The following is a 19,683-nucleotide window of genomic DNA, read 5'->3' on the forward strand; positions in this document are numbered from 1 at the left end:
TCATGGAAGACATCAAGTGCCATTGCGGGCACGCAAACCCTGTGGGGACCTTTCTCTGTGAAGCATGCGGCAACCCTATCGGTGAAGAAGTCAAGGATAAAGACACCGTGTTGGATATGCGTTACGAAGGAGTGGCGCGAAGATCCCAGACCTACAATAAGACGATTGTGGACAAGATTTGGAACTTCTTTTCATCCGTAAAAATCGCCGTCTATATGATCATCATCGTCCTTATAGCATCCATTCTCGGAACCGTATTTCCGCAAGAAATGTACATTCCAGTTCCTAAGCCAGCTAATGTTTATTATGGTGAAGCGTATGGGACACTCGGAGAAATCTATTATTTTCTTGGATTCCATAACCTGTACACATCTTGGTGGTATGTCAGCTTGCTTCTCATGATTGGGATTTCCTTGATCGTTTGTAGTATTGACCGGGTAGTTCCTTTATATAAAGCATTGAATAAGCAAAAGGTAAAACATAATATAAACTTCTTGACTCGCCAAAAGCTGACGGCACAAATTCAAGCTCCTGATCAATGGAGCCTCAAGCTTGAAAAAATGGAAGAGCTCCTAAAGAAGCGGCATTTTAAGGTCAGAAGGGAAGGAGATGCGCTTCTTGCGGAAAAAGCCCGTTTTAGCCGATGGGGACCTTACGTGAATCATATCGGATTGATCGTTTTTCTTATTGGTGTGCTTCTGCGCCTAGTTCCAGGCTTTTATCTGGATCAGTATGTTTGGGTACGGGACGGGGAAACGAAAAAAGTTCCGGATACCAATTATTATGTGAAAAATGAAGCTTTTATCATCGAGTATTATGCGGATGATGAGTTCCCGGAAGACATTGGGCTAGGTTCCCGGGATAAAGTCGTCAAGACGTATAAAACAAAAGCTGTCCTCTATGAAAATCTGAATGCAGGATTGGCGGGAGCTGAGCCGAAGCTTGAGAAAGTGACGGAACACGAGATTCTCGTCAATCATCCATTGAAGTATAAGGATTTGCAATTGTTCCAAGCCGGTCAGAAGCCGAATTCCTTATCTGCACTCAACTTGACATTGATCAATGAAAAATCGGGGACGGAGATTGGGCAATTCAAAATAGATTTATATGATCCAAAGGATGAATACCGGATAAATGAGGATACAACCGTACAAATCCTGGAATACTTTCCTGATTTTGAATTCAATGAGGAGAAGAAACCCGTCACGAAGTCTACCAATCCAGACAACCCAGCATTTATCCTTAATACGATCACTCCAGAAGTCCCTGAAGGAGAAAAATCTTGGTTGTTCCTTGGCTCGTACTTGCCTGCCCCTGGCGTAGACAACATCTATGGTTTCAAGTTCCATATGCCGGATCTTACGAACATTACGGGTCTCATGGTTCGTATGGATAAGAGCTTGCCGCTGATTTATTTTGGGTGCTTTGTCACCATGATCGGTTTAGTTATGGGCTTCTATTGGCAACATCGCCGGATTTGGATTCAAACGGAAGGCAATCGTGTCTATGTGGCTGGACATACGAACAAAAACTGGTTTGGCCTGAAGAAGGAATTACAGGATATTATGGATAAAGTGGAGATCCCCATCCTCCTAGAGGAAACGGGGAAAGGAGGAAAAGCATCGTGATTGCATTAAGCGGCAATTTGCTTCTATGCGCTTTTATTAGCTATGTTTTGTCAACCATCGCTTTCGTTATTTCAGTGACCGGAAAGCGTTGGAGCGACCGCAGTCCCGAACAGCATACCCAGCGCTGGGGCTGGATAGGGTTCGGGATCGCAGCAGTCGGCTTTTTATTCCAGACAGGGTTTATTATCACTCGATGGATTGCCGGCGGACACTTCCCGACAAGTAATATGTTTGAGTTTATGGCATTCTTGGCTTACTCGATTATTTTGGCTTTCATTGTCATTTACCTCATGTATCGGATGACGGTCATTGGAGCTTTTGTCATGCCGGTGGGGATTATCATGCTGGCCTATGCTTCAGTATTTCCGAGAGAAATTCAACCGCTTATCCCAGCGTTGCAGAGCTACTGGCTAAAAATTCACGTAACGACAGCGGCCATTGGCGAAGGAGCGTTTGCGGTAGGCTTTGCAGCGGGCTTGATGTATCTTATTCGAACGGTAAATCAAGAAAAGAGCACAAAGAGTACCAAGTGGCTTGAGGCTACACTATGCATGGTGTTGATGCTAGTCGGATTTATTATTACCACAATGGGCTTCTCCTCCTCTGGGTATGAGGCTACCTTCCAAATGGGAGGGAGTGGGGGTGCACCAGCATCCGAAGTGGTTTACCGCATGCCGGCCATTGCCGGACCGCAGGATGCTGCCCTAGTGACAGAGGGAGTTATGAAGCCGCTCTTTGAAGCTCCGTCTTGGATGCAAGGCGTAAATGCGGGAAGAAAGCTTAATACGCTAATATGGTCAATTCTAACCGGTTTGGTATTATATGGGTTTATACGCTTAGTCACCAGGAGAAGGCTCGGGCAACTGATGCATCCGTTGGTTCGCGACTTGGACCCTGAAACCATAGACGAAATTAGTTACCGAGCGATAGCTATCGGTTTTCCAATCTTTACATTAGGGGCTTTAATCTTTGCGATGATTTGGGCAGCTGAGGCGTGGGGGCGCTTCTGGGGTTGGGATCCCAAGGAAGTCTGGGCATTGATTACCTGGTTATTTTACTCTGCTTATTTGCATCTCAGATTATCGAAGGGCTGGCAAGGGGAAAAGTCGGCTTGGATGGCTGTGCTCGGCTTCATCGTTGTGATGATTACTTTAGTATTTGTAAATCTTGTCATTGTAGGATTACACTCTTACGCATAATGGACAAAGGGGGAATGGAGTATGGGTAATGAGGCGGTTCAGAAGATTTTAGTGGTGGACGATGAGGAGAGAATCCGCAGGCTGCTCCGCATGTATTTGGAGAGGGAGAGTTTTGCGATTGATGAAGCGGCTGATGGGGAAGAAGCCCTTGAAAAGGCCATTAATAATGATTACTCGCTAATCTTGCTTGACTTGATGATGCCTGGGATGGATGGGATTGAAGTATGCCAAAGGCTGCGGGAGAAAAAGGCTACTCCGGTCATGATGCTAACCGCTAAGGGGGAGGAAGCGAATCGGATCCAAGGCTTTGAAGTAGGGACCGATGATTATGTGGTGAAGCCATTCAGTCCTCGGGAGGTCGTATTTAGAGTGAAGGCCCTTTTGCGCAGAACCTCTACGACTGCTTTCCTGAAAACGGACCAGCCGACTCACAATGTACTCGTCTTCCCGCATTTGACCATCGATAATGATGCCCATAAGGTGCTTGCCGATGGAGTAGAAGTCAATTTGACTCCGAAAGAGTATGAATTGCTGCTTTATCTGGCGCAAAATCCAGACAAAGTTTTTTCCAGAGAAGACCTGCTCAAGGATGTTTGGCATTATGAGTTCTTTGGTGATCTGCGGACTGTGGATACGCATATTAAAAGGCTGCGGGAAAAGTTAAACCGGGTATCAGAGGAAGCAGCAGTGATGATTACCACGGTCTGGGGCATCGGATATAAGCTTGAGGTGCCAAGATAGTGGTTTGGAATAGTGTAGTCGGGAAACTATGGATTACTATAATAGGCTTAGTTGCGGTGGTGCTCACCCTGCTGAGCCTCTTGCTGGTTCAGTTCTTGGATCGATACTATTACCAGGAGGGCTCGGATAACCTGAAGAAATTAGCTGTACAATTGGCTACCATAATAGAGGAATATCCCGATCCCGAGCATGTGAACACGGGAAGGGAAATGGTTGAAGCGTTCAATATGAGCATGATTGTCCTTGGCGTGGAACAAGTCATTCCCTCTGTGGAAAAGGAAACCCTGCCGCATGTGCCGCCTACGCTGCTAATGGAGGATGAGAGGCTGAAAAAGGCATTAGCCGGCGAAGTGGTCGTTATTAGGGATCGTTTTCCGGTGAAAACCTTAGATACCGATCAGATGAATATGATGGATATTCTTGCTGTCTCTGTACCATTGAATATGAAAAATCAGCAGCCGGGGTCTGTCATATTGTACCAAACCTTAGAAGAGCTTACGGAAACAACAAGGGAAACTACTAAGTACATTCTTTATGCGGCAGCCAGTGCTATCTTTTTGACGACAATCTTTGCTTTCTTCTTATCTACTCGCATTACCCACCCGCTTCGGCTAATCAGGAAAGCGGCTGATTCCTTTGCAGAGGGAGATTTCACAACCGAAATCCCGATCCGAAGCAATGATGAAATCGGGGATTTAGCTTCGACCTTTAACCATATGGCCAAGCAATTAGATGAGTTGATCCATGCCTTATCCAGGGAAAAGGAGCAACTGTCCAGCGTCCTGCGGAGTATGGTGGACGGTGTGATTACGGTGGATATTGAAGGCCGCATTATCATTGCGAATCCGCCAGCGGAATTGATGTTCAAAACCCTTGCTTTTGAGCATTCGCTGGATAATTGGGTACCAGGGGAAGCTTCCATAGGACGGAAAATTCCTGAACCGCTGTCAAGCTTCAGTCGTACCGTGATGGAAGAGGAGCATGAATCAGAAATCGATATCACGGTGCAGGGGAGGACTTGGTCGGTCATTATGGCTCCGCTTTATGACCGGAATCAGGTCCGCGGAGCCGTTGCAGTGCTGCGGGATGTGACAAAGGAGAGGCAATTGGACAAGCTTCGCAAAGATTTTATTGCCAACGTATCGCATGAGCTCCGGACGCCTCTAGCGATGCTGCAAGGCTATAGTGAAGCCATCGTCGATGATATTGCCGGAGATCCTGCCGAGACGAAAGAGCTGGCGCAAATTATTCACGACGAGTCAGTCAGAATGAGCCGATTGGTTAATGATCTATTGAATCTTGGCAGGATGGAAGCCGGATTTATTGAATTAGAGAAAGAGAATGTCCACCTCGTACCTGTTTTGGATAAAATCGTTCGGAAATTTATAGGCGTTGGGAAAGAAAGAAATGTAACGGTGACGTCAGAGCTTGATTTCCAGAATGCGGATGAATTTTTCCTTGATATTGACCGAATGGAGCAGGTGTTTACCAACTTGATCGATAATGCGTTAAGGCATACGGAAGCAGGGGGAAAGGTAACCCTCTATGCCACAATGAAGGAGCAGAGCCTTTACATGGAGGTTCGGGATACGGGAAGCGGAATTCCGGAAGAAGACCTGCCGTTCGTCTTTGAGCGATTCTACAAGGCGGACAAGGCGAGAACGAGGGGGCGTTCAGGAACCGGTTTGGGGCTTTCGATCGTAAAGCATATTGTACTCGCGCATGGCGGGAAGATTGCTGTTCATAGCAAGCTAGGCGAGGGTACGACCTTTTCCATTCATATCCCGAAAGATTAAATTGTGATAAAATAAGATTAATCAAGGCTGGCTTGGTGCCAGCCATTTTTCATACTGTCTGAATATATCACTTTGTTATACCATTTGGACAGCACGTTAGGGGAGTACAGACTATGGTGAAAATGATTTTATTCGATGTGGATGGCGTTTTGCTGAGTGAGGAAAGATACTTTGACGCTTCGGCATTGACGGTCTGGGAAATGCTGTTTAGTCCAAACTACCTTGCGTTGGCGGGGGAGAACTTTACGGCAGTTCCTAGCGAAGAAGAAATTCGTCGCATCCGTACAGATGTCTTCACGGAAGACCGAGTGCTCGATTTTATGAAAAATCGAGGGATTAACGGTAACTGGGATATGGTCTACTTGTCCTTTGCCCATCAGCTCATACGATTAATGGAAGGGCTGCTGGAGGATCATAGGGCGGAACTTGAAAGCATGCTTAGCCAAGAGATCAATCGCGATGCCTTGCAAAAGCTGGCGGGATGGCTAAAAGGGCATACGAATTCCATCGATTATGGTTCTTTTATAGCCGACTTCCAACCGAGCCAGGCAGAGAAGCAGGAGCTCTTCTTATACTTAAATGAGCTGGCGGAGAGTAAATTGCGGATCAAGACAACTGTGTTTGGCCGCAATAGTGAGTTATGGGAATTGTGCCAGGAAACCTTTCAGGAATGGTATCTAGGAGACGACCTGGTTCATGAGGATATAGGAAGAGCGGCATTTCAAGCAGGAAAAAAGGGCTTTTTGCATGACGAGATACCCATTGTGAATCCCAAAGAAATGGCGGATGTCTTCTCAACGCTAAAGAGGAAAGGAATTATTCTCGGGATTGGGACAGGCCGGCCTTCGATCGAAACGCTAGTCCCCTTGAAGGCGATGGGGCTGTTGGATTATTTTGACCCGGAGCGCATTATTACGGCCACGCATGTTCTGGAAGCTGAGAATGAATTCCCGGAGAAAGCTCCGCTTGCCAAACCGCAGCCATTTAGCTATGTAAAGGGCTGGCTAGGACTGAATGCAGATAACCAGTCATGCGTAAACTTTGCTCTCCCGTTAACCAATGGAGCCGACTTGCTGATCGTAGGGGATTCTGTAGCGGATTATATGGCTGCGAAAAGTATGGGCTGCCGTTTTGCAGCTCCGCTTACCGGCTTGACAGGAGAAAAGGCGAGAAGCAAGTTTGAAGAGCTACAAGCGGATTACATTCTGAACGATATGAGAGAAGTGGTTTCCATCGTGTAACAACAAGAGAAGGGAAGTTACGCTTACAGGCTGCCTTTCATATACTGTAACAATATGAAGGGATGGGTGACGAATGAAAAAAGCCACTTTAAAGATCGTGCGCAAGGTGCGATATCCTTTCTACCAAGCGATGGTGGATGCTCGTGAGGAGCAATTCCTCGATGAAGAATTTAAAATCGTGTGGGATGAAGCGGAAAGTGATAATATGAATTTTACTCTGGAAGATCGAGTAGAATTATTAAAAATGCTAACCTGCCTTAAGCACGTATATCATGAAGGGGTAGACTATTTCTACTGTACGGATCTTGATGCTTATTGGGAGGAGCTCAGCATCCTGTTGGATGCGAAAGGAAAATGAAAGGGGTCAGCGTATAGCTGACCCCTTTTTCCTATGCTAATTCAATTTCTGTTACACTGATGATTTCGTTCAATTCGCCCAAATGATCAAGTACATCCGGAGAAACTTGACGGTCAACGCTTAGAATCATAATTGCGTTACCACCCACATCGCGGCGTCCAACCTGCATGGTCGCAATATTTACATCATTGTTTCCAAGCAGCGTTCCGACTCGTCCGATAGCCCCTGGACGGTCAGTGTGGTGGATCAGAATGAGGTGTCCATTCGGCTGAATGTCCACGGAATAGTCATCCACTTTCACAATGCGTGCACCATAACCGCTTAATAGCGTTCCAGCTGCTTTTTTCTGTTCCTGACTGGTTGTTAAAGCTACAGTGATGAGGTTCGTAAAGCCTTTGTTGGCAGAAGACTTCTGCTCAACAACAGAAATTTCTCGCGACTTGGCCAAGTGAGGGGCATTGACATAGTTAACGCCTTCTCCCAAGTGATAGGATAGAACGCCTTTTAACACCGTACGGGTAAGGGCCGCAGTATCCATTTCAGTGAGCTCTCCAGAATAGGTCACAGTGACTTCCTGAAGTCCTCCAACGGCCGTTTGTGCTACAAAATGACCAAGCTTTTCTCCTAGAGAGAAGTATGGCTCTAGCTTTTCCATCACGTCTGCAGGAACGGAAGGAAGGTTTACGGCGTTCTTGAAAGGCTCGTTGCGTAAAATATGAAGGATTTCTTCAGAAACATCGATCGCTACGTTTTCTTGGGCTTCTACAGTCGACGCACCAAGGTGTGGTGTTACGATCACTTGCGGCAAGGTCACAAGTGGGTTTTCTACTGGAGGCTCCACTTCGAATACGTCAAGAGCAGCACCTGCTACTTTCCCGCTTACGATAGCCTCATATAGAGCCTTCTCTTCAATAATACCGCCACGAGCGCAGTTAACAAGACGAACGCCGTCTTTCATCTTGGCGAAACGATCTTTATTGATAATATATTTGGTTTCCTTTGTTAAAGGGGTGTGAACTGTAATAAAATCTGCCACACTAACGAGCTCGTCAATGGTAGCGGCAACTACGCCAAGCTGCTTCGCACGCTCTGCCGTTAGGAAGGGGTCGTAAGCCACGACTTTCATGTTAAACGCTTTGGCGCGCTTAGCCACTTCAGCGCCAATTCGGCCTAATCCAACAACACCTAGAGTTTTTCCGCTTAATTCAACCCCGACGAAAGACTTGCGATCCCATTCGCCTCTCATCATGGAATAATAAGCGTTAGGGATGCGGCGGGCTAAAGCCATAATCATGGCAAAGCTGTGTTCAGCCGTAGAGATGGTGTTTCCATCGGGAGCATTAATCACTGCAATCCCTTTGTTTGTAGCAGCAGGGATGTTGATGTTATCTACTCCTACGCCAGCTCGGCCAATCGCTCGAAGGCGGGTACCGGCCTCGATGATCGCTGGAGTCACCTTTGTTTGGCTGCGAACCAGCAAAGCATCATATTGAGGAATGATCTGAACGAGTTCTTCCTCGGACAATCCGGTCTTTTGGTCAATTTCTACATCTGGGGCTTCCAAAAGCTTCTGCAAGCCTTGCTCGCTTAATGGATCACTTACTAAAACCTTAAACATAATTACTCCACTCCTTTTTTATATTAATAGATAAAAGCTTTACATTAGGAAAATGAAAGCGTAACAAAAAACCTCTCGCCTCCTTACCAAGACCCATATATAGTCACAGTAAGGGACGGAGAGGCTGTTATCCGACTCCGTGGTGCCACCCTTATTCGCTGCCATCTCGCGATGACAGCCTTAGCTGGTCAAAGACCACTGCATATAACGGTGCAACCGTCATAGTCCTACTCCCATTGGTTCAGACTAGAAACTCAAAAGCGCTCGGTTAATGGCAAGGTCACCGGTTCGCAGCAACCACCGGCTCTCTGAAGACCTATATCCATTAACATTCTTCATCATCGTTTTTTAAATTTGCGGAAAGTTATCATTTTGATTGATTAATAATGTAACATGCCAAGAACTTGCAGTCAAGATTTTTTGTGTTGCATAAAACTGAACGTTACATAGGATATTATATGTTATTGTTCGTCATTTTGCAAGCTTTGTGGAATCTTGATTTGGTTCTTATAAATATTATAAAGAAAAGTATGTTAAAATCAAAGGATAGGACTTTATTGAAGGAGCTGTATCTGATGGATCAACACTATATTCATGCGAGTGATTTTGTGAAGAAACTAGAACAAGGAGAATTAGATCAGTCATTAATTATCGATGTACGCGAGCCTTACGAGTGGGAACAGTACCGCTTGGAACAAGCTACGCTTATTCCAATGAATACGATACCTTCCAAATGGACTGAGTTGCCGGCAGATCGGGATATCTATTTAGTATGCGCCCATGGGGTAAGGAGTTGGCATGTGATGAGCTTTTTGCTGCAGAACGGCTTGCAGCGCGCAATTAATGTGGAGGGAGGCATGGCAGAGATCTATCCTCTGCTTAGTGGGGGTGAATGAAGCTTTTCCTAGGGCTAGTATTAAGTGGGGCGATCTCATATTTGGCATATAAGAGAAACTCGCTTTCGGCAAGCGGCATGATGGCAGCGGTAGGGATAGGCACAATAGTTTATGCATGGGGATCTTTGTACTGGTATGGACTTTTGTTAGCCTTTTTTATTTCCTCCAGCCTTCTCTCGCACTTTCAAAAAGCAAAAAAAGGAGAGGTAGAGGACCTGTTTGATAAAACGGGAAAAAGAGACGCTGCCCAGGTGGCAGCGAACGGGGGAATAGGTGCAATTCTTGTCCTCCTCTCCTATTTTAGCGATAACTCTATGCCTTTCATGATGTTTTATCTAGGGGTAACGGCTACGGTGAATGCGGACACGTGGGGAACTGAGCTAGGGGTATTATCAAGGAAGGCGCCGAGGCATGTTCTTACATGGAAGGTGATGGAACGTGGGGGATCGGGAGGCGTAAGCTCTTTAGGTACAGTGAGTTCTTTGTTAGGCGGATTGTTCATTGGAGGGTGTGCGACAATTTTTCTATATCTCGAAGGAGGAAAGTTTGAGAGCTACTTGATGCTGATCGGGGCGGTGGGCGGACTAGTCGGTTCACTGCTCGATAGTATATTGGGGGCCAGTGTCCAAAGAATGTACGTCTGCAGCATATGCTCACGGGAAACGGAGAAAAGCCTGCACTGCAGCCAGACAACCATACCCATTCGCGGCTTTACCTGGTGCAGCAATGACTTCATTAATGCCTTAAGCTCAATAGGGGGAGGAGCGGTTGCTTGGATGCTGTGGACATTCATCATCTAGTGAGCAGGATAACTTAAATTTCATTAAAGCATCTCGGAGGAGTTGCGGAAAACGGATGATAACTCGGTACAGATTACTTTCTTACTACATCAAAAAGAGGGTGTCCCAAGGGACGCCCTCTTAATACTTATTACTTATTGAAAGGCTCGTCACCGATCTTGATGGAATCAGTTGGGCAACCTTCTGCAGCATCGTTCATATCATCCCAAAGGATTTCAGGGATCTCTGCAATACCATGGTTATCGTCAAGCGTTACGAAAGCTAGTCCTTCATCATCGTAATCATAAATGTCTGGAGCAGTTGCTCCACAAGCTCCACATGCAATACAGGTTTCTTTATCCACCCAAGAATACTTAGCCATTTCTAATATCCTCCTCAAATGTTACAGTAATTTGGAAGGCTATAGAGAGTTGATTCTATATCCTTCACTATAGGCTGTATTTTGTCCGTTTTCAATATACATTGTAGTCATAACTAGGAAAAATATCAAGAAGTTTAATGGAAATATTTTTTTCTGAGTGGCGTATTTTGACATATTAGGAAGAAGAATTTTGTCGGATATGGTATAATGAGGAAAGAAGTGGATGTGGCATATGCATTTTAGAGAGCTATGGCAGTGGGGAGAGAACAATGGAGCTTAGAAGAAGACAAGTTGATGCACATTCAACTGAAAATTTAGATCTGGATCACGAAGCGTTAGAAGACGACGACAAGGCAGAGAATCACACTGAAATGGAAGAGATGGAGTCAGGGAGTTCTGAGATTCCTCCACGGAGTGCGATTCATGGTCGGAAAAGAAAAAAATCACCGTCTAGCAAGCGGAGTCTAATGATGTCTTGTCTTGTATTGGCTATAGTGGCCTTGGGAGGCGCATACTGGTATTTAGGTGAGGAAGGGATAGAACAGGCGATACAAGCAACCGCCTCAAGCCTTTTAGAAGGAGATACTGACGCGGCCACCGAAAAACATGAGGTATTTAAGGGAGTGGAGGTTAATACGCAATCAGAGCAGGACAATAATCCCCCTTTAAATGAGCGGGAAAACGGTGATTCTTCCAGTCCTCAACAGGAAAACATTGTCCAACCGGCTCCGGAACCTGTGAAGCAAGCACCAGAACCGGACGCGCAACCGAAATCGAAACCATCGGCAGTAGATACTCCGTCGTTCGAGCGAATTGCCAAACATAAAGTCGAAGTAGGGGAGACTCTTTATAGAATCTCTGTCAAATATTATTCGAGCGGAAAATATGCCGATTTCCTGGCCCGGCATAATAACCTAAAAACGCCATCAGACCTTATTTCAGGTACCTATATTCAGGTTCCCTTTCCTCCTCTGAAGTAAATTTGAAAATAGAAAGTCATGAGATCATGAGAAACTCATTGACAATTGGTGTGGTGGAATCTTAACATGTTATAAAAAATGTGCAAGCCAAGTTGGTAACGGCACTAAAAATTGAATATCATGAAAGGAAGAAGCTATGGTTTATAAAATTGTAAGGTTTCTAGTCCATACATGGCTCCACCTGCGCTTCCGGATTAAGGTGGAAGGATTGGAGTATATCCCGGTGAATGAGGGATGCATATTAGCAATGAATCATCAGAGTAACTATGATTCTCTGATGGTAGGGGTCCATACTCCCAGAAAAATGTTCATCATGGCTAAAGAGGAATTGTTCAAAAACCGCTTCTTTGCCTGGCTGATTACAGAAATGGGTTCTTTTCCCGTCAAGCGGGGAAGTGCTGACTTAAAATCTTTAAAGCATACGCTAAAACTGATTAAGGACGGAAATATTTTCTCCATATTCATTGAAGGGACCCGTTCTCAGACAGGTGAAATGCAGGAGCCTAAAAAGGGGATCGGCTTTATCGTAGACAAAAGCAAGGCGCCTGTCATCCCTACGTACATCTATGGCGTAAAGGGAGGCTGGGGATCGCCGGCTGGAGTGGTGTTTGGACCGCCTATCAGCCTTGAGGGCTTATCCGACTATGAGGAGATTGCTGCTAAAGTGGCTCGCTCCATTGAAGAGCTAAAGAATAGGAATACATAAAAAATAGAGCCTTGCTCAAGAGAGCGAGGCTTTATTTTTCTTCCTGCTTATCCAGATTTTCTTCTGTGTGGGGGAATTCCAGATCAACAGCCATTTCAAACAAAAACTCTTGGTCATCTTCCCTGCCGTTACGCTCTTTTCTTCTCTTTAGGAATTTAGAGATAAAGGAGTGGTCATGGTCCATAGTTTAAGGCCCCCTTTATGGGTATGCTATCCTTAAACTTTCAAAACATTCATCGTGAAGGAGTTCATTTGAAAAATGGAAGTGAAATTAGAGAACCCTTTAATCGTTCAGAGTGATAGAACTCTATTGCTTGAAGTTCAAAATCTTTTATTCGAAGCTGCCAGGGATGCGATTACTCCTTTTTGTGAGTTGATCAAGAGTCCGGAATATATCCATACCTATCGCATCACATCTCTTAGCATTTGGAATGCAGCTGCAGCAGGGATAACGGCGGAGCAGATGTGCTCTGCCTTGATTCAGTTTGCCAAATATGGAGTTCCGCAAAGTTTGCTCCGGGATGTAGAGGATTATGCTTCCAGATATGGGTTACTAAAACTAGAACGGTTGGAGGACAAACTATATTTGACCTCTTCTGATCCCTTGTTGCTCATGGATATCCTTCGCTATCGGGATCTGCGTACGATGTTAGGGGAAGAGAGAACGGAGCACAGGGTGGAAATTGCCCCTTACGCACGCGGGATTCTCAAGCAAGAGTTAATTCGTCTGGGCTACCCCGTCCAGGATATTGCAGGTTATGTCCAGGGGGCTTCCTTATGTCTCTCCCTGCGAGCAACTTTAAGGGAATATCAAAATCTTGCGGTTGATTCATATTACGCAGGGGGGAGCGAATTTGGCGGGAGCGGTGTGCTGGTTTTACCCTGCGGAGCAGGAAAAACGGTGATTGGGATCGCTTCGATGGTCAAAACGGGAATGGAGACGCTCGTGTTGACTACCAATGTAACATCCGTAAGGCAGTGGATCCAAGAAATTTTGGATAAGACGGATTTATCCCCTGACCAGGTAGGGGAATATTCGGGAACGAACAAAGAAGTAAAGCCTGTCACCGTAACCACATATCAAATGCTGACCTACCGGAGCGGCAAAGATGCGGACTTTACGCACATTGATTTGTTTAGTCAACGGAACTGGGGATTTATTATTTATGATGAGGTACATATGCTACCAGCTCCTGTTTTTCGCGTGACAGCCGATATCCAGGCCAAACGGCGTTTAGGATTAACGGCCACCCTCGTAAGAGAAGATGGAAGGGAAGAGGACGTGTTTACCTTAGTGGGTCCAAAGAAATTTGACATGCCTTGGAAGGACCTCGAGAAGAAGGGGTGGATCGCCGAAGCGAATTGCTCCGAGATACGGATTCCTATGCCTTTCTCCCTTCGGGAGGTATATATTTATGCTAGCGCAAGGCAAAAATTTCGAGTTGCTGCCGAAAATCCAGAAAAAAACCGTGTAGTCAGACAAATTATCGATCAGCATACAGATGATCAAGTCCTCATCATCGGCCAGTATGTTGATCAACTAGTGGAACTATCTAAAGAGCTGAGAATTCCAGTGATTACGGGAAAAACTCCGCAAATGGAGCGGGATAGACTTTATGCTGAATTTCGCAAGAGTGCTCTTAAACGACTCATTGTTTCTAAAGTAGCCAACTTTGCCGTAGATTTGCCAGACGCAAACGTAGCTATTCAAATATCGGGAACGTTTGGATCCCGCCAAGAAGAGGCTCAGCGCCTCGGTCGCGTTCTTCGCCCTAAGGAGGAGAACAGGGCCTACTTTTATACATTGGTATCCAAGGGAACAAAGGAAGAAGAATGGGCGCAAAAACGCCAGATGTTCCTCGTAGAGCAAGGGTACCAGTACAAAATACTCGATGCGGAGTGAGAGCAGAAAAGGAGGTACTTCCGTTATTTCTTCCTCCTGAATATTTAGGAAACCAGGCGGTTTGAAGGGCTAGCCCTTCAAATGTTGCAGGCGATCAAGATAACGGGAGAATTTCCGGTTATTTCTCTTTTGTTCAAGAAAAAAGGCAAAATAAGCGGACTTTTTCCTGTTAAGCCCTGCAAAAATCAGGGTTTTTCGTGCAATTCGTGGGGTTAGCCGGATTTTCTCCTGCTATTTTAATCAATTTGCTCTCATTTTTTGAAATAACCGGACTTTCCCCACTATAGCACCCATCTCCAGCAAAAATTCGCAAATCCTCTTGACCCATCCCTTACGAGTTCCCGTAAGGGATGTTTTGTTTTATAACAGACCATCTAGCATTCTTCGAGACTGTCCAATCCAATTATTCCAATTACGTTCGGCAATTTCTCCTTTTATGAACCATTAACCTGGAGCATCTGTTTCTTGTAATATAACAAAAAATTAGTCTGTTACATATCAGCCTGAATGCTCGGATTCAAAAACAAATAGTTAATAATTCAATGCTTAAAGCGATTACACGCAGGTAAAACACAGTGAAAAAAATGTCGAATGATTATCTGTTGCTATTGGCAATTAGTTCTGTTATACTTTAGAAAGTGAAAATACAGAATAGTTATAATTAAAAGTAGTTAATTACTGTGTTAATAGGGAAAAAGGAAATTGGGGGAGGGAACAGTATGTTACCAAAGAAAAATGAATTAGGATTTTTTGAGATTCGCTTAGAATCAATTGGCGGTCTAGGAGCTAACTTGGCCGGGAAAATGCTAGCAGAAGCAGGAGTCATGGGGCTAGGTTACAATGGGATGAATTTTTCTTCCTACGGCTCCGAGAAGAAGGGTTCGCCAGTTAAGGCGTTTGTCCGTTTCTGTGAACCTGATGTTGAAGTGCGTGCCCATAGTCCGATTGAACAGCCGCACGTTGTAGGCGTATTTCACGAGGCATTATATAAAACTGTTGATGTGTGCAGCGGGGTTTACCCGGACAGTATCGTTTTAGTCAATACAACAAGAGATTTCGATGAAGTTCGCAAAGATCTTAAGATGGAATATGGAACGCTTGCGCTAGTAGACGCCTTAAGTATTGCTGTAGAAGAAAAAACCAAAGTAAATACTGCGATGCTCGGTGCCCTATTCCGGGTCTGTGATTTCTTGGATCCAGAAGCAATGAAAAACATTATCCGCAAGACCTTTGAAAAGAAATACCCTCACTTAGTTGAACCAAACATCCGTACGTTTGAGCGAGGCTATCAAGAAGTGAAGTTCAAAACCTACGAGGCACCTGCTGATGCCCAGTCACGCGCTTTCGTTCGTCCGCAGCCTGCTTTAGGGTATGAGACTCAACCGATCGGTGGAGTTATCGTAAATCCCGGTAACAGTATTCTGAAGGACTTGAGCGGATCCCGCCAAGGGTTTTTGCCGGAGTACCATGATGATAAGTGCATCCACTGTGCAGCCTGTGATACAGTTTGTCCTGATTTTTGCTTTGTTTGGGAAGAACGCCCTGACAAGAAAGGTCGTCCGCAAATGTTCCTGCAAGGTATCGATTATCAATACTGCAAAGGCTGTCTAAAGTGCGTTCAAGCCTGTCCGGTGGAAGCACTAACTGATAAACGAGAAGAAATTGGCTACGCCGAGGATCACCGCATTCCTCACAAGTTCGTATTGGCTCAATAATAAGGGGGGTATTCTAGATGGCAATCGATTATGAAAAGGAAAAAGCAGAGTTAACACAAAGCAAACCAGCGCAGAAATTGGTATTCGAATCCGGCAACGAAATGGCTGCAATGGCGGCAGCTCAGATCAACTATCATATTATGGGTTATTTTCCAATTACACCATCTACAGAAGTAGCCCAGTTCCTTGATGCAATGAAGGCGAAAGGACAGCATGATATTGTCTTGATTCCAACAGACGGAGAACATGGTTCTGCAGGTTCCTGTTATGGGGCGGCAGCAGCTGGAGCACGCGTCTTCAACGCTACTTCCGCCAACGGGTTCTTATATATGCTTGAGCAGTTGCCAGTTCAATCCGGTACGCGTTATCCAATGGTTATGAATTTAGCGACCCGTGCAATTAGCGGACCGCTGGATATCCGTGGAGATCATTCAGACTTATACTATGGCTTCAATATTGGATGGCCTATCTTGCTGGCCAGAACGCCACAAGCCGTTTACGATATGAATATTATGGCATTAAAATTGGCTGAGCATCATGACGTTCGCCTTCCGGTTCTTGTTGCGTACGACGGATTCTTCACGTCTCACCAGAAGCGTAGAGTCCAGTATTTCGAAGACCGTGAAGTCGTTCAGGATTTCATCGGACCACAGCCGAAGAACTACAACTTTGCCCTTGATCCAGCAAACCCAATCACGGTTGGCCCTTACATGAATGACCCGGATCTTATCAATAATAACTACCAGCAATCTGAAGCGATGTACCGCGCTTATGATGTGTTCAAGGAAATTGCAAAAGAATACTACGAGCTCTCTGGACGTGAGTATCCAATTTTGGATCTTTATCAAATGGAAGATGCAGAAGTTGCTGTTTTCTTGATTAACTCCGCATCGGAAACCGCTAAGGATGTTGTTGATAAGCTTCGTGCGCAGGGGATCAAGGCTGGTGTAATCAGTCCTAATATCATTCGCCCGTTCCCGGCTAAAGAAATACAAGAGGCATTAAAGAATGTAAAAGCTTTGGTCGTTGGTGAGCGTGCGGATTCCTATGGTGGACATGGGGCAAACATAACGCATGAAATCAAGTCAGCTCTACAAAGTGACCGAAATAGCGCGATGGTTATTAGCCGAGTGTTTGGGGTGGGCGGTAAAGACTTTTACTCTGATGATGCGGAAAACTTCTTCCAATTAGGATTGGATGCTATCGAGAAGGGCTACATTGAGAAAGAATTTGACTACTATGGTCATACTCCAGGTAAAGCGGAATTAGCTCCGAAGCGTGTGCTTGAGCCTCTTTATGGCAATGCGTATAAAACAGGCCTAATCAAGGTGACTCCAAATGAAGAAACAGGGAAGTTGGATGTGAAGATCCCTCCACTTCGCGCTTTGACTGGGAAACCGAAGAGAATTGCTCCAGGACACGGTGCTTGTCCAGGATGCGGGATCTTCCCGGGCTTGGAAATGTTCTTTAAGGGCATTGAGGGCGATATTGTAGCTTTATTTCAAACGGGCTGTGCGATGGTAGTTACGACAGGGTATCCGTATAGCTCTCATAAACAAACGTACATTCACAACCTATTCCAAAATGGGGGCGCCACTTTATCCGGTGTGGTTGAAGCATTCCATGAGCTTAAGCGTCGTGGAGAAGTGGAAGTTTCCGATGATTTCACCTTTGTCATGATTACCGGGGACGGTGGTATGGATATTGGGATGGGACCAGCTATCGGGGCGGCTCTTCGCAACCATAAAATGATCATCCTAGAGTATGATAATGAAGGATACATGAACACAGGTAGCCAATTGTCTTATTCGACACCACTGGGGCATATGACAACGACCTCTAACGTTGGGAAGTTCCAGGGAGGAAAAGCGTTCCATCATAAAGATACGGTGCAAATCATGGCATCGACGAATATTTCCTACGCATTTACAGGTACAGAAGCGTTCCCGCAAGACTTGTTGAAGAAAGCGGCAAAAGCGCAATGGTACGCTCAAAACGTCGGAACGGTTTATGGAAAAATTCTTATCGCTTGTCCGCTTAACTGGAAGTCGCCAGATGAACTTGGTGAGTCTATTGTGGGTACAGCAGTTAACTCCTGCTTCTTCCCGCTTTATGAGATTGAGAATGGAGTAACTACTCTCACTTATGACCCAGAAGAAAAAGGGAAGCGAGTAGACGTTTACGAGTGGGTTAATTCGATGGGTAAAACAAAGCACCTGACTAAGCCAGAGTATGCTGAAATGTTGGATGCCTTCCGCCAGGAAGTCGAAAGACGCTGGAGAAAGCTGAAGGAAAAACATTTGAATCCGTATTTGTAATATATAGGGCGATGACATTTCTTTTGTCATCGCCCTTTTCCATCATTTTTGGTAAAGACGGAAAGTTAGACGTATAGGACGTCCCCTAGCAAGAATAGATATAGAAACAAAAAGTGTTAGGGGGGAGAACGTTGCAGATCCATGTCGTTCAGCCTGGGAATTCCCTTTACGGCATATCCCAAGCTTATGGGGTACCAATTAATACGATAGCTCAAGTTAATCAGATTGATTTACAGAATAACTTAGTGGTAGGCCAAACGCTAGTCATACCGATAACGGGAATGTATTATTGGGTTCGCCCGGGAGATACCTTGAGTGAGGTGGCCAGAAAATTTGGCACAAGCGCACGGACACTGGCAAGAATCAATCGCATCCCTCTTAATAGGCCTTTGCCCATCGGGCTTCGGTTATATATTCCACCAAAAGAGAAATATCGTGCCGAAATCAACGCTTATGTAGAGCCAAGAGGGGAAGAAGTAGCACCCGCCTTGGAGCAAGCTGCTAGAGAGGCGGCACCCTATCTAACATACCTAGCTCCTTTTAGCTATCAAATTAATCGCGATGGAAGCTTAAAGCCTCCCTTGCTTAATGATTTTCCGAGTATTGCAGCCAATCAAAACGTAACGCTAATGATGGTTGTCACCAATCTTGAAAATGATCAATTCAGCTCTGAATTGGGGCGAATCATCCTGACAAATAATCAAGTACAGAATAATTTGCTCAATAACATTATTCAAACGGCAAAACAGCAAGGCTTCCGGGATATCCACTTTGACCTGGAGTTTTTGCGGGAAGAGGATCGGGAAGCTTATAATCAGTTTTTGCGCAAGGCCGCAGCACGTATTCGAGGCGAAGGATTCATGATCTCCACTGCTCTTGCCCCGAAGGTAAGTGCAGAGCAAACCGGGGCATGGTATACGGCGCATGACTATAAAGCCCATGGACAGATCGTCGATTTTGTAGTCATTATGACGTATGAGTGGGGTTATAGCGGAGGTCCTCCAATGCCTGTTTCTCCAATTGGTCCAGTACGCGAAGTGCTCGAGTACGCAATCAGTGAGATGCCTCCGAACAAGGTGATGATGGGGCAAAACTTGTATGGGTATGATTGGACGCTGCCTTTCGTACAAGGCGGACAATATGCGCGTGCACTAAGTCCACAGGCAGCCATAGATCTTGCCCGGAATCAAAATGCGGCGATTCAATATGATTATCGAGCTCAAGCCCCGCACTTTGATTATTGGGATGCAGAAAGAAAGCAGCACAAAGTTTGGTTTGAAGATGCGCGCTCGATACAGGCAAAGTTCAATCTTGTTAAAGAACTGGGCCTGAGAGGAGTAAGTTACTGGAAGTTAGGCTTGCCCTTTCCGCAAAACTGGCTGCTCATTACAGATAATTTTAATGTGGCAAAACGAGAGTAGGA

At 45.4% G+C, this 19,683-nt stretch carries 17 protein-coding genes and 1 other annotated feature; of the genes, 14 read left to right on the forward strand and 3 right to left on the reverse strand.

The window, feature by feature from the left end; translation table 11 throughout:
• Window positions 1–2: 2 nt before the first annotated feature.
• From resB to ABLT31_RS12800, 6 genes are all read left to right on the forward strand, one after another.
• Entirely contained in the window at window positions 3–1,628 is a 1,626-nt protein-coding gene (resB, locus tag ABLT31_RS12775) for a cytochrome c biogenesis protein ResB (RefSeq protein WP_367752041.1), read from the forward strand.
• On the forward strand, window positions 1,625–2,827 hold the full coding sequence (gene ccsB, locus ABLT31_RS12780; protein WP_367752043.1) for a c-type cytochrome biogenesis protein CcsB: 1,203 nt from the start codon (window positions 1,625–1,627) through the stop codon (window positions 2,825–2,827). Before resB ends, ccsB begins: the two co-directional genes overlap by 4 nt.
• Window positions 2,828–2,848: 21 nt before the next feature.
• The gene (locus ABLT31_RS12785) at window positions 2,849–3,568 is read left to right on the forward strand and encodes a response regulator transcription factor (RefSeq protein ID WP_367752045.1); all 720 of its coding nucleotides are present in this window, start codon (window positions 2,849–2,851) and stop codon (window positions 3,566–3,568) included.
• Window positions 3,565–5,364, forward strand: a complete 1,800-nt coding sequence (locus tag ABLT31_RS12790; RefSeq protein ID WP_367752373.1) for an ATP-binding protein — start codon at window positions 3,565–3,567, stop codon at window positions 5,362–5,364. The genes ABLT31_RS12785 and ABLT31_RS12790 overlap by 4 nt, the downstream gene beginning before the upstream one ends.
• A gap of 113 nt (window positions 5,365–5,477) precedes the next feature.
• A complete protein-coding gene (locus ABLT31_RS12795; RefSeq protein WP_367752047.1) occupies window positions 5,478–6,605 on the forward strand; it encodes an HAD family hydrolase in 1,128 nt (375 codons plus the stop codon).
• Between the two features lie 73 nt (window positions 6,606–6,678).
• Complete coding sequence (locus ABLT31_RS12800) at window positions 6,679–6,963, forward strand: hypothetical protein (RefSeq protein WP_367752049.1); 285 nt, start codon at window positions 6,679–6,681, stop codon at window positions 6,961–6,963.
• 31 nt (window positions 6,964–6,994) lie between these two features.
• On the opposite strand, the gene serA is transcribed toward ABLT31_RS12800, so the two are convergent.
• A complete protein-coding gene (serA, locus tag ABLT31_RS12805; protein WP_367752052.1) occupies window positions 6,995–8,581 on the reverse strand; it encodes a phosphoglycerate dehydrogenase in 1,587 nt (528 codons plus the stop codon).
• A 108-nt stretch (window positions 8,582–8,689) separates the two neighbouring features.
• Window positions 8,690–8,932, reverse strand: a binding site (T-box leader).
• Between the two features lie 224 nt (window positions 8,933–9,156).
• On the opposite strand from serA, the gene ABLT31_RS12810 reads away from it, so the two are divergent.
• Together ABLT31_RS12810 and ABLT31_RS12815 are read left to right on the forward strand one after the other, a co-directional pair.
• Entirely contained in the window at window positions 9,157–9,477 is a 321-nt protein-coding gene (locus ABLT31_RS12810; RefSeq protein ID WP_367752054.1) for a rhodanese-like domain-containing protein, read from the forward strand.
• Window positions 9,474–10,277 (forward strand): DUF92 domain-containing protein, encoded by an 804-nt coding sequence (locus ABLT31_RS12815; RefSeq protein ID WP_367752056.1) that lies wholly within the window; start codon window positions 9,474–9,476, stop codon window positions 10,275–10,277. Before ABLT31_RS12810 ends, ABLT31_RS12815 begins: the two co-directional genes overlap by 4 nt.
• A gap of 130 nt (window positions 10,278–10,407) precedes the next feature.
• Here ABLT31_RS12815 and ABLT31_RS12820 read toward each other — a convergent pair whose 3' ends face one another.
• Window positions 10,408–10,638, reverse strand: coding sequence for a ferredoxin (locus tag ABLT31_RS12820; protein ID WP_367752058.1), 231 nt, complete (start codon window positions 10,636–10,638; stop codon window positions 10,408–10,410).
• A gap of 269 nt (window positions 10,639–10,907) precedes the next feature.
• Between ABLT31_RS12820 and ABLT31_RS12825 the strand changes: the two genes are divergently transcribed.
• Window positions 10,908–11,618: a LysM peptidoglycan-binding domain-containing protein gene (locus ABLT31_RS12825; protein ID WP_367752061.1), complete on the forward strand. Its 711-nt coding sequence runs from the start codon at window positions 10,908–10,910 to the stop codon at window positions 11,616–11,618.
• A gap of 136 nt (window positions 11,619–11,754) precedes the next feature.
• Entirely contained in the window at window positions 11,755–12,324 is a 570-nt protein-coding gene (locus tag ABLT31_RS12830; protein ID WP_367752063.1) for a lysophospholipid acyltransferase family protein, read from the forward strand.
• A 31-nt stretch (window positions 12,325–12,355) separates the two neighbouring features.
• On the opposite strand, the gene ABLT31_RS12835 is transcribed toward ABLT31_RS12830, so the two are convergent.
• Window positions 12,356–12,508, reverse strand: coding sequence for a hypothetical protein (locus ABLT31_RS12835; protein WP_367752065.1), 153 nt, complete (start codon window positions 12,506–12,508; stop codon window positions 12,356–12,358).
• Window positions 12,509–12,583: 75 nt separating this feature from the next.
• Here ABLT31_RS12835 and ABLT31_RS12840 point away from each other — a divergent pair, with 75 nt between their 5' ends.
• The 4 genes from ABLT31_RS12840 (at window position 12,584) to ABLT31_RS12855 (ending at window position 19,681) form a co-directional block, all read left to right on the forward strand.
• Window positions 12,584–14,227 carry a DNA repair helicase XPB gene (locus ABLT31_RS12840; protein ID WP_367752067.1) on the forward strand — a complete coding sequence of 548 codons (1,644 nt, stop codon included), beginning with the start codon at window positions 12,584–12,586 and terminating at the stop codon, window positions 14,225–14,227.
• A gap of 719 nt (window positions 14,228–14,946) precedes the next feature.
• Complete coding sequence (locus tag ABLT31_RS12845) at window positions 14,947–15,942, forward strand: 2-oxoacid:acceptor oxidoreductase family protein (RefSeq protein ID WP_367752070.1); 996 nt, start codon at window positions 14,947–14,949, stop codon at window positions 15,940–15,942.
• A gap of 17 nt (window positions 15,943–15,959) precedes the next feature.
• Window positions 15,960–18,260, forward strand: coding sequence for a transketolase C-terminal domain-containing protein (locus ABLT31_RS12850; RefSeq protein WP_367752072.1), 2,301 nt, complete (start codon window positions 15,960–15,962; stop codon window positions 18,258–18,260).
• 131 nt (window positions 18,261–18,391) lie between these two features.
• The gene (locus tag ABLT31_RS12855; protein ID WP_367752074.1) at window positions 18,392–19,681 is read left to right on the forward strand and encodes a glycosyl hydrolase family 18 protein; all 1,290 of its coding nucleotides are present in this window, start codon (window positions 18,392–18,394) and stop codon (window positions 19,679–19,681) included.
• Window positions 19,682–19,683 lie beyond the last annotated feature (2 nt).

The sequence above is a fragment of the Ammoniphilus soli genome, from assembly GCF_040813775.1.

Bases quoted from the DNA above. Each gene is read 5' to 3' on its own strand.
- resB (WP_367752041.1), top strand. From the start codon at position 3: ATGGAAGACATCAAGTGCCATTGCGGGCACGCAAACCCTGTGGGGACC.
- ABLT31_RS12785 (WP_367752045.1), top strand. From the start codon at position 2,849: ATGGGTAATGAGGCGGTTCAGAAGATTTTAGTGGTGGACGATGAGGAG.
- ABLT31_RS12795 (WP_367752047.1), top strand. From the start codon at position 5,478: ATGGTGAAAATGATTTTATTCGATGTGGATGGCGTTTTGCTGAGTGAG.
- ABLT31_RS12800 (WP_367752049.1), top strand. From the start codon at position 6,679: ATGAAAAAAGCCACTTTAAAGATCGTGCGCAAGGTGCGATATCCTTTC.
- serA (WP_367752052.1), bottom strand. From the start codon at position 8,581: ATGTTTAAGGTTTTAGTAAGTGATCCATTAAGCGAGCAAGGCTTGCAG.
- ABLT31_RS12810 (WP_367752054.1), top strand. From the start codon at position 9,157: ATGGATCAACACTATATTCATGCGAGTGATTTTGTGAAGAAACTAGAA.
- ABLT31_RS12815 (WP_367752056.1), top strand. From the start codon at position 9,474: ATGAAGCTTTTCCTAGGGCTAGTATTAAGTGGGGCGATCTCATATTTG.
- ABLT31_RS12820 (WP_367752058.1), bottom strand. From the start codon at position 10,638: ATGGCTAAGTATTCTTGGGTGGATAAAGAAACCTGTATTGCATGTGGA.
- ABLT31_RS12825 (WP_367752061.1), top strand. From the start codon at position 10,908: ATGGAGCTTAGAAGAAGACAAGTTGATGCACATTCAACTGAAAATTTA.
- ABLT31_RS12830 (WP_367752063.1), top strand. From the start codon at position 11,755: ATGGTTTATAAAATTGTAAGGTTTCTAGTCCATACATGGCTCCACCTG.
- ABLT31_RS12835 (WP_367752065.1), bottom strand. From the start codon at position 12,508: ATGGACCATGACCACTCCTTTATCTCTAAATTCCTAAAGAGAAGAAAA.
- ABLT31_RS12840 (WP_367752067.1), top strand. From the start codon at position 12,584: ATGGAAGTGAAATTAGAGAACCCTTTAATCGTTCAGAGTGATAGAACT.
- ABLT31_RS12845 (WP_367752070.1), top strand. From the start codon at position 14,947: ATGTTACCAAAGAAAAATGAATTAGGATTTTTTGAGATTCGCTTAGAA.
- ABLT31_RS12850 (WP_367752072.1), top strand. From the start codon at position 15,960: ATGGCAATCGATTATGAAAAGGAAAAAGCAGAGTTAACACAAAGCAAA.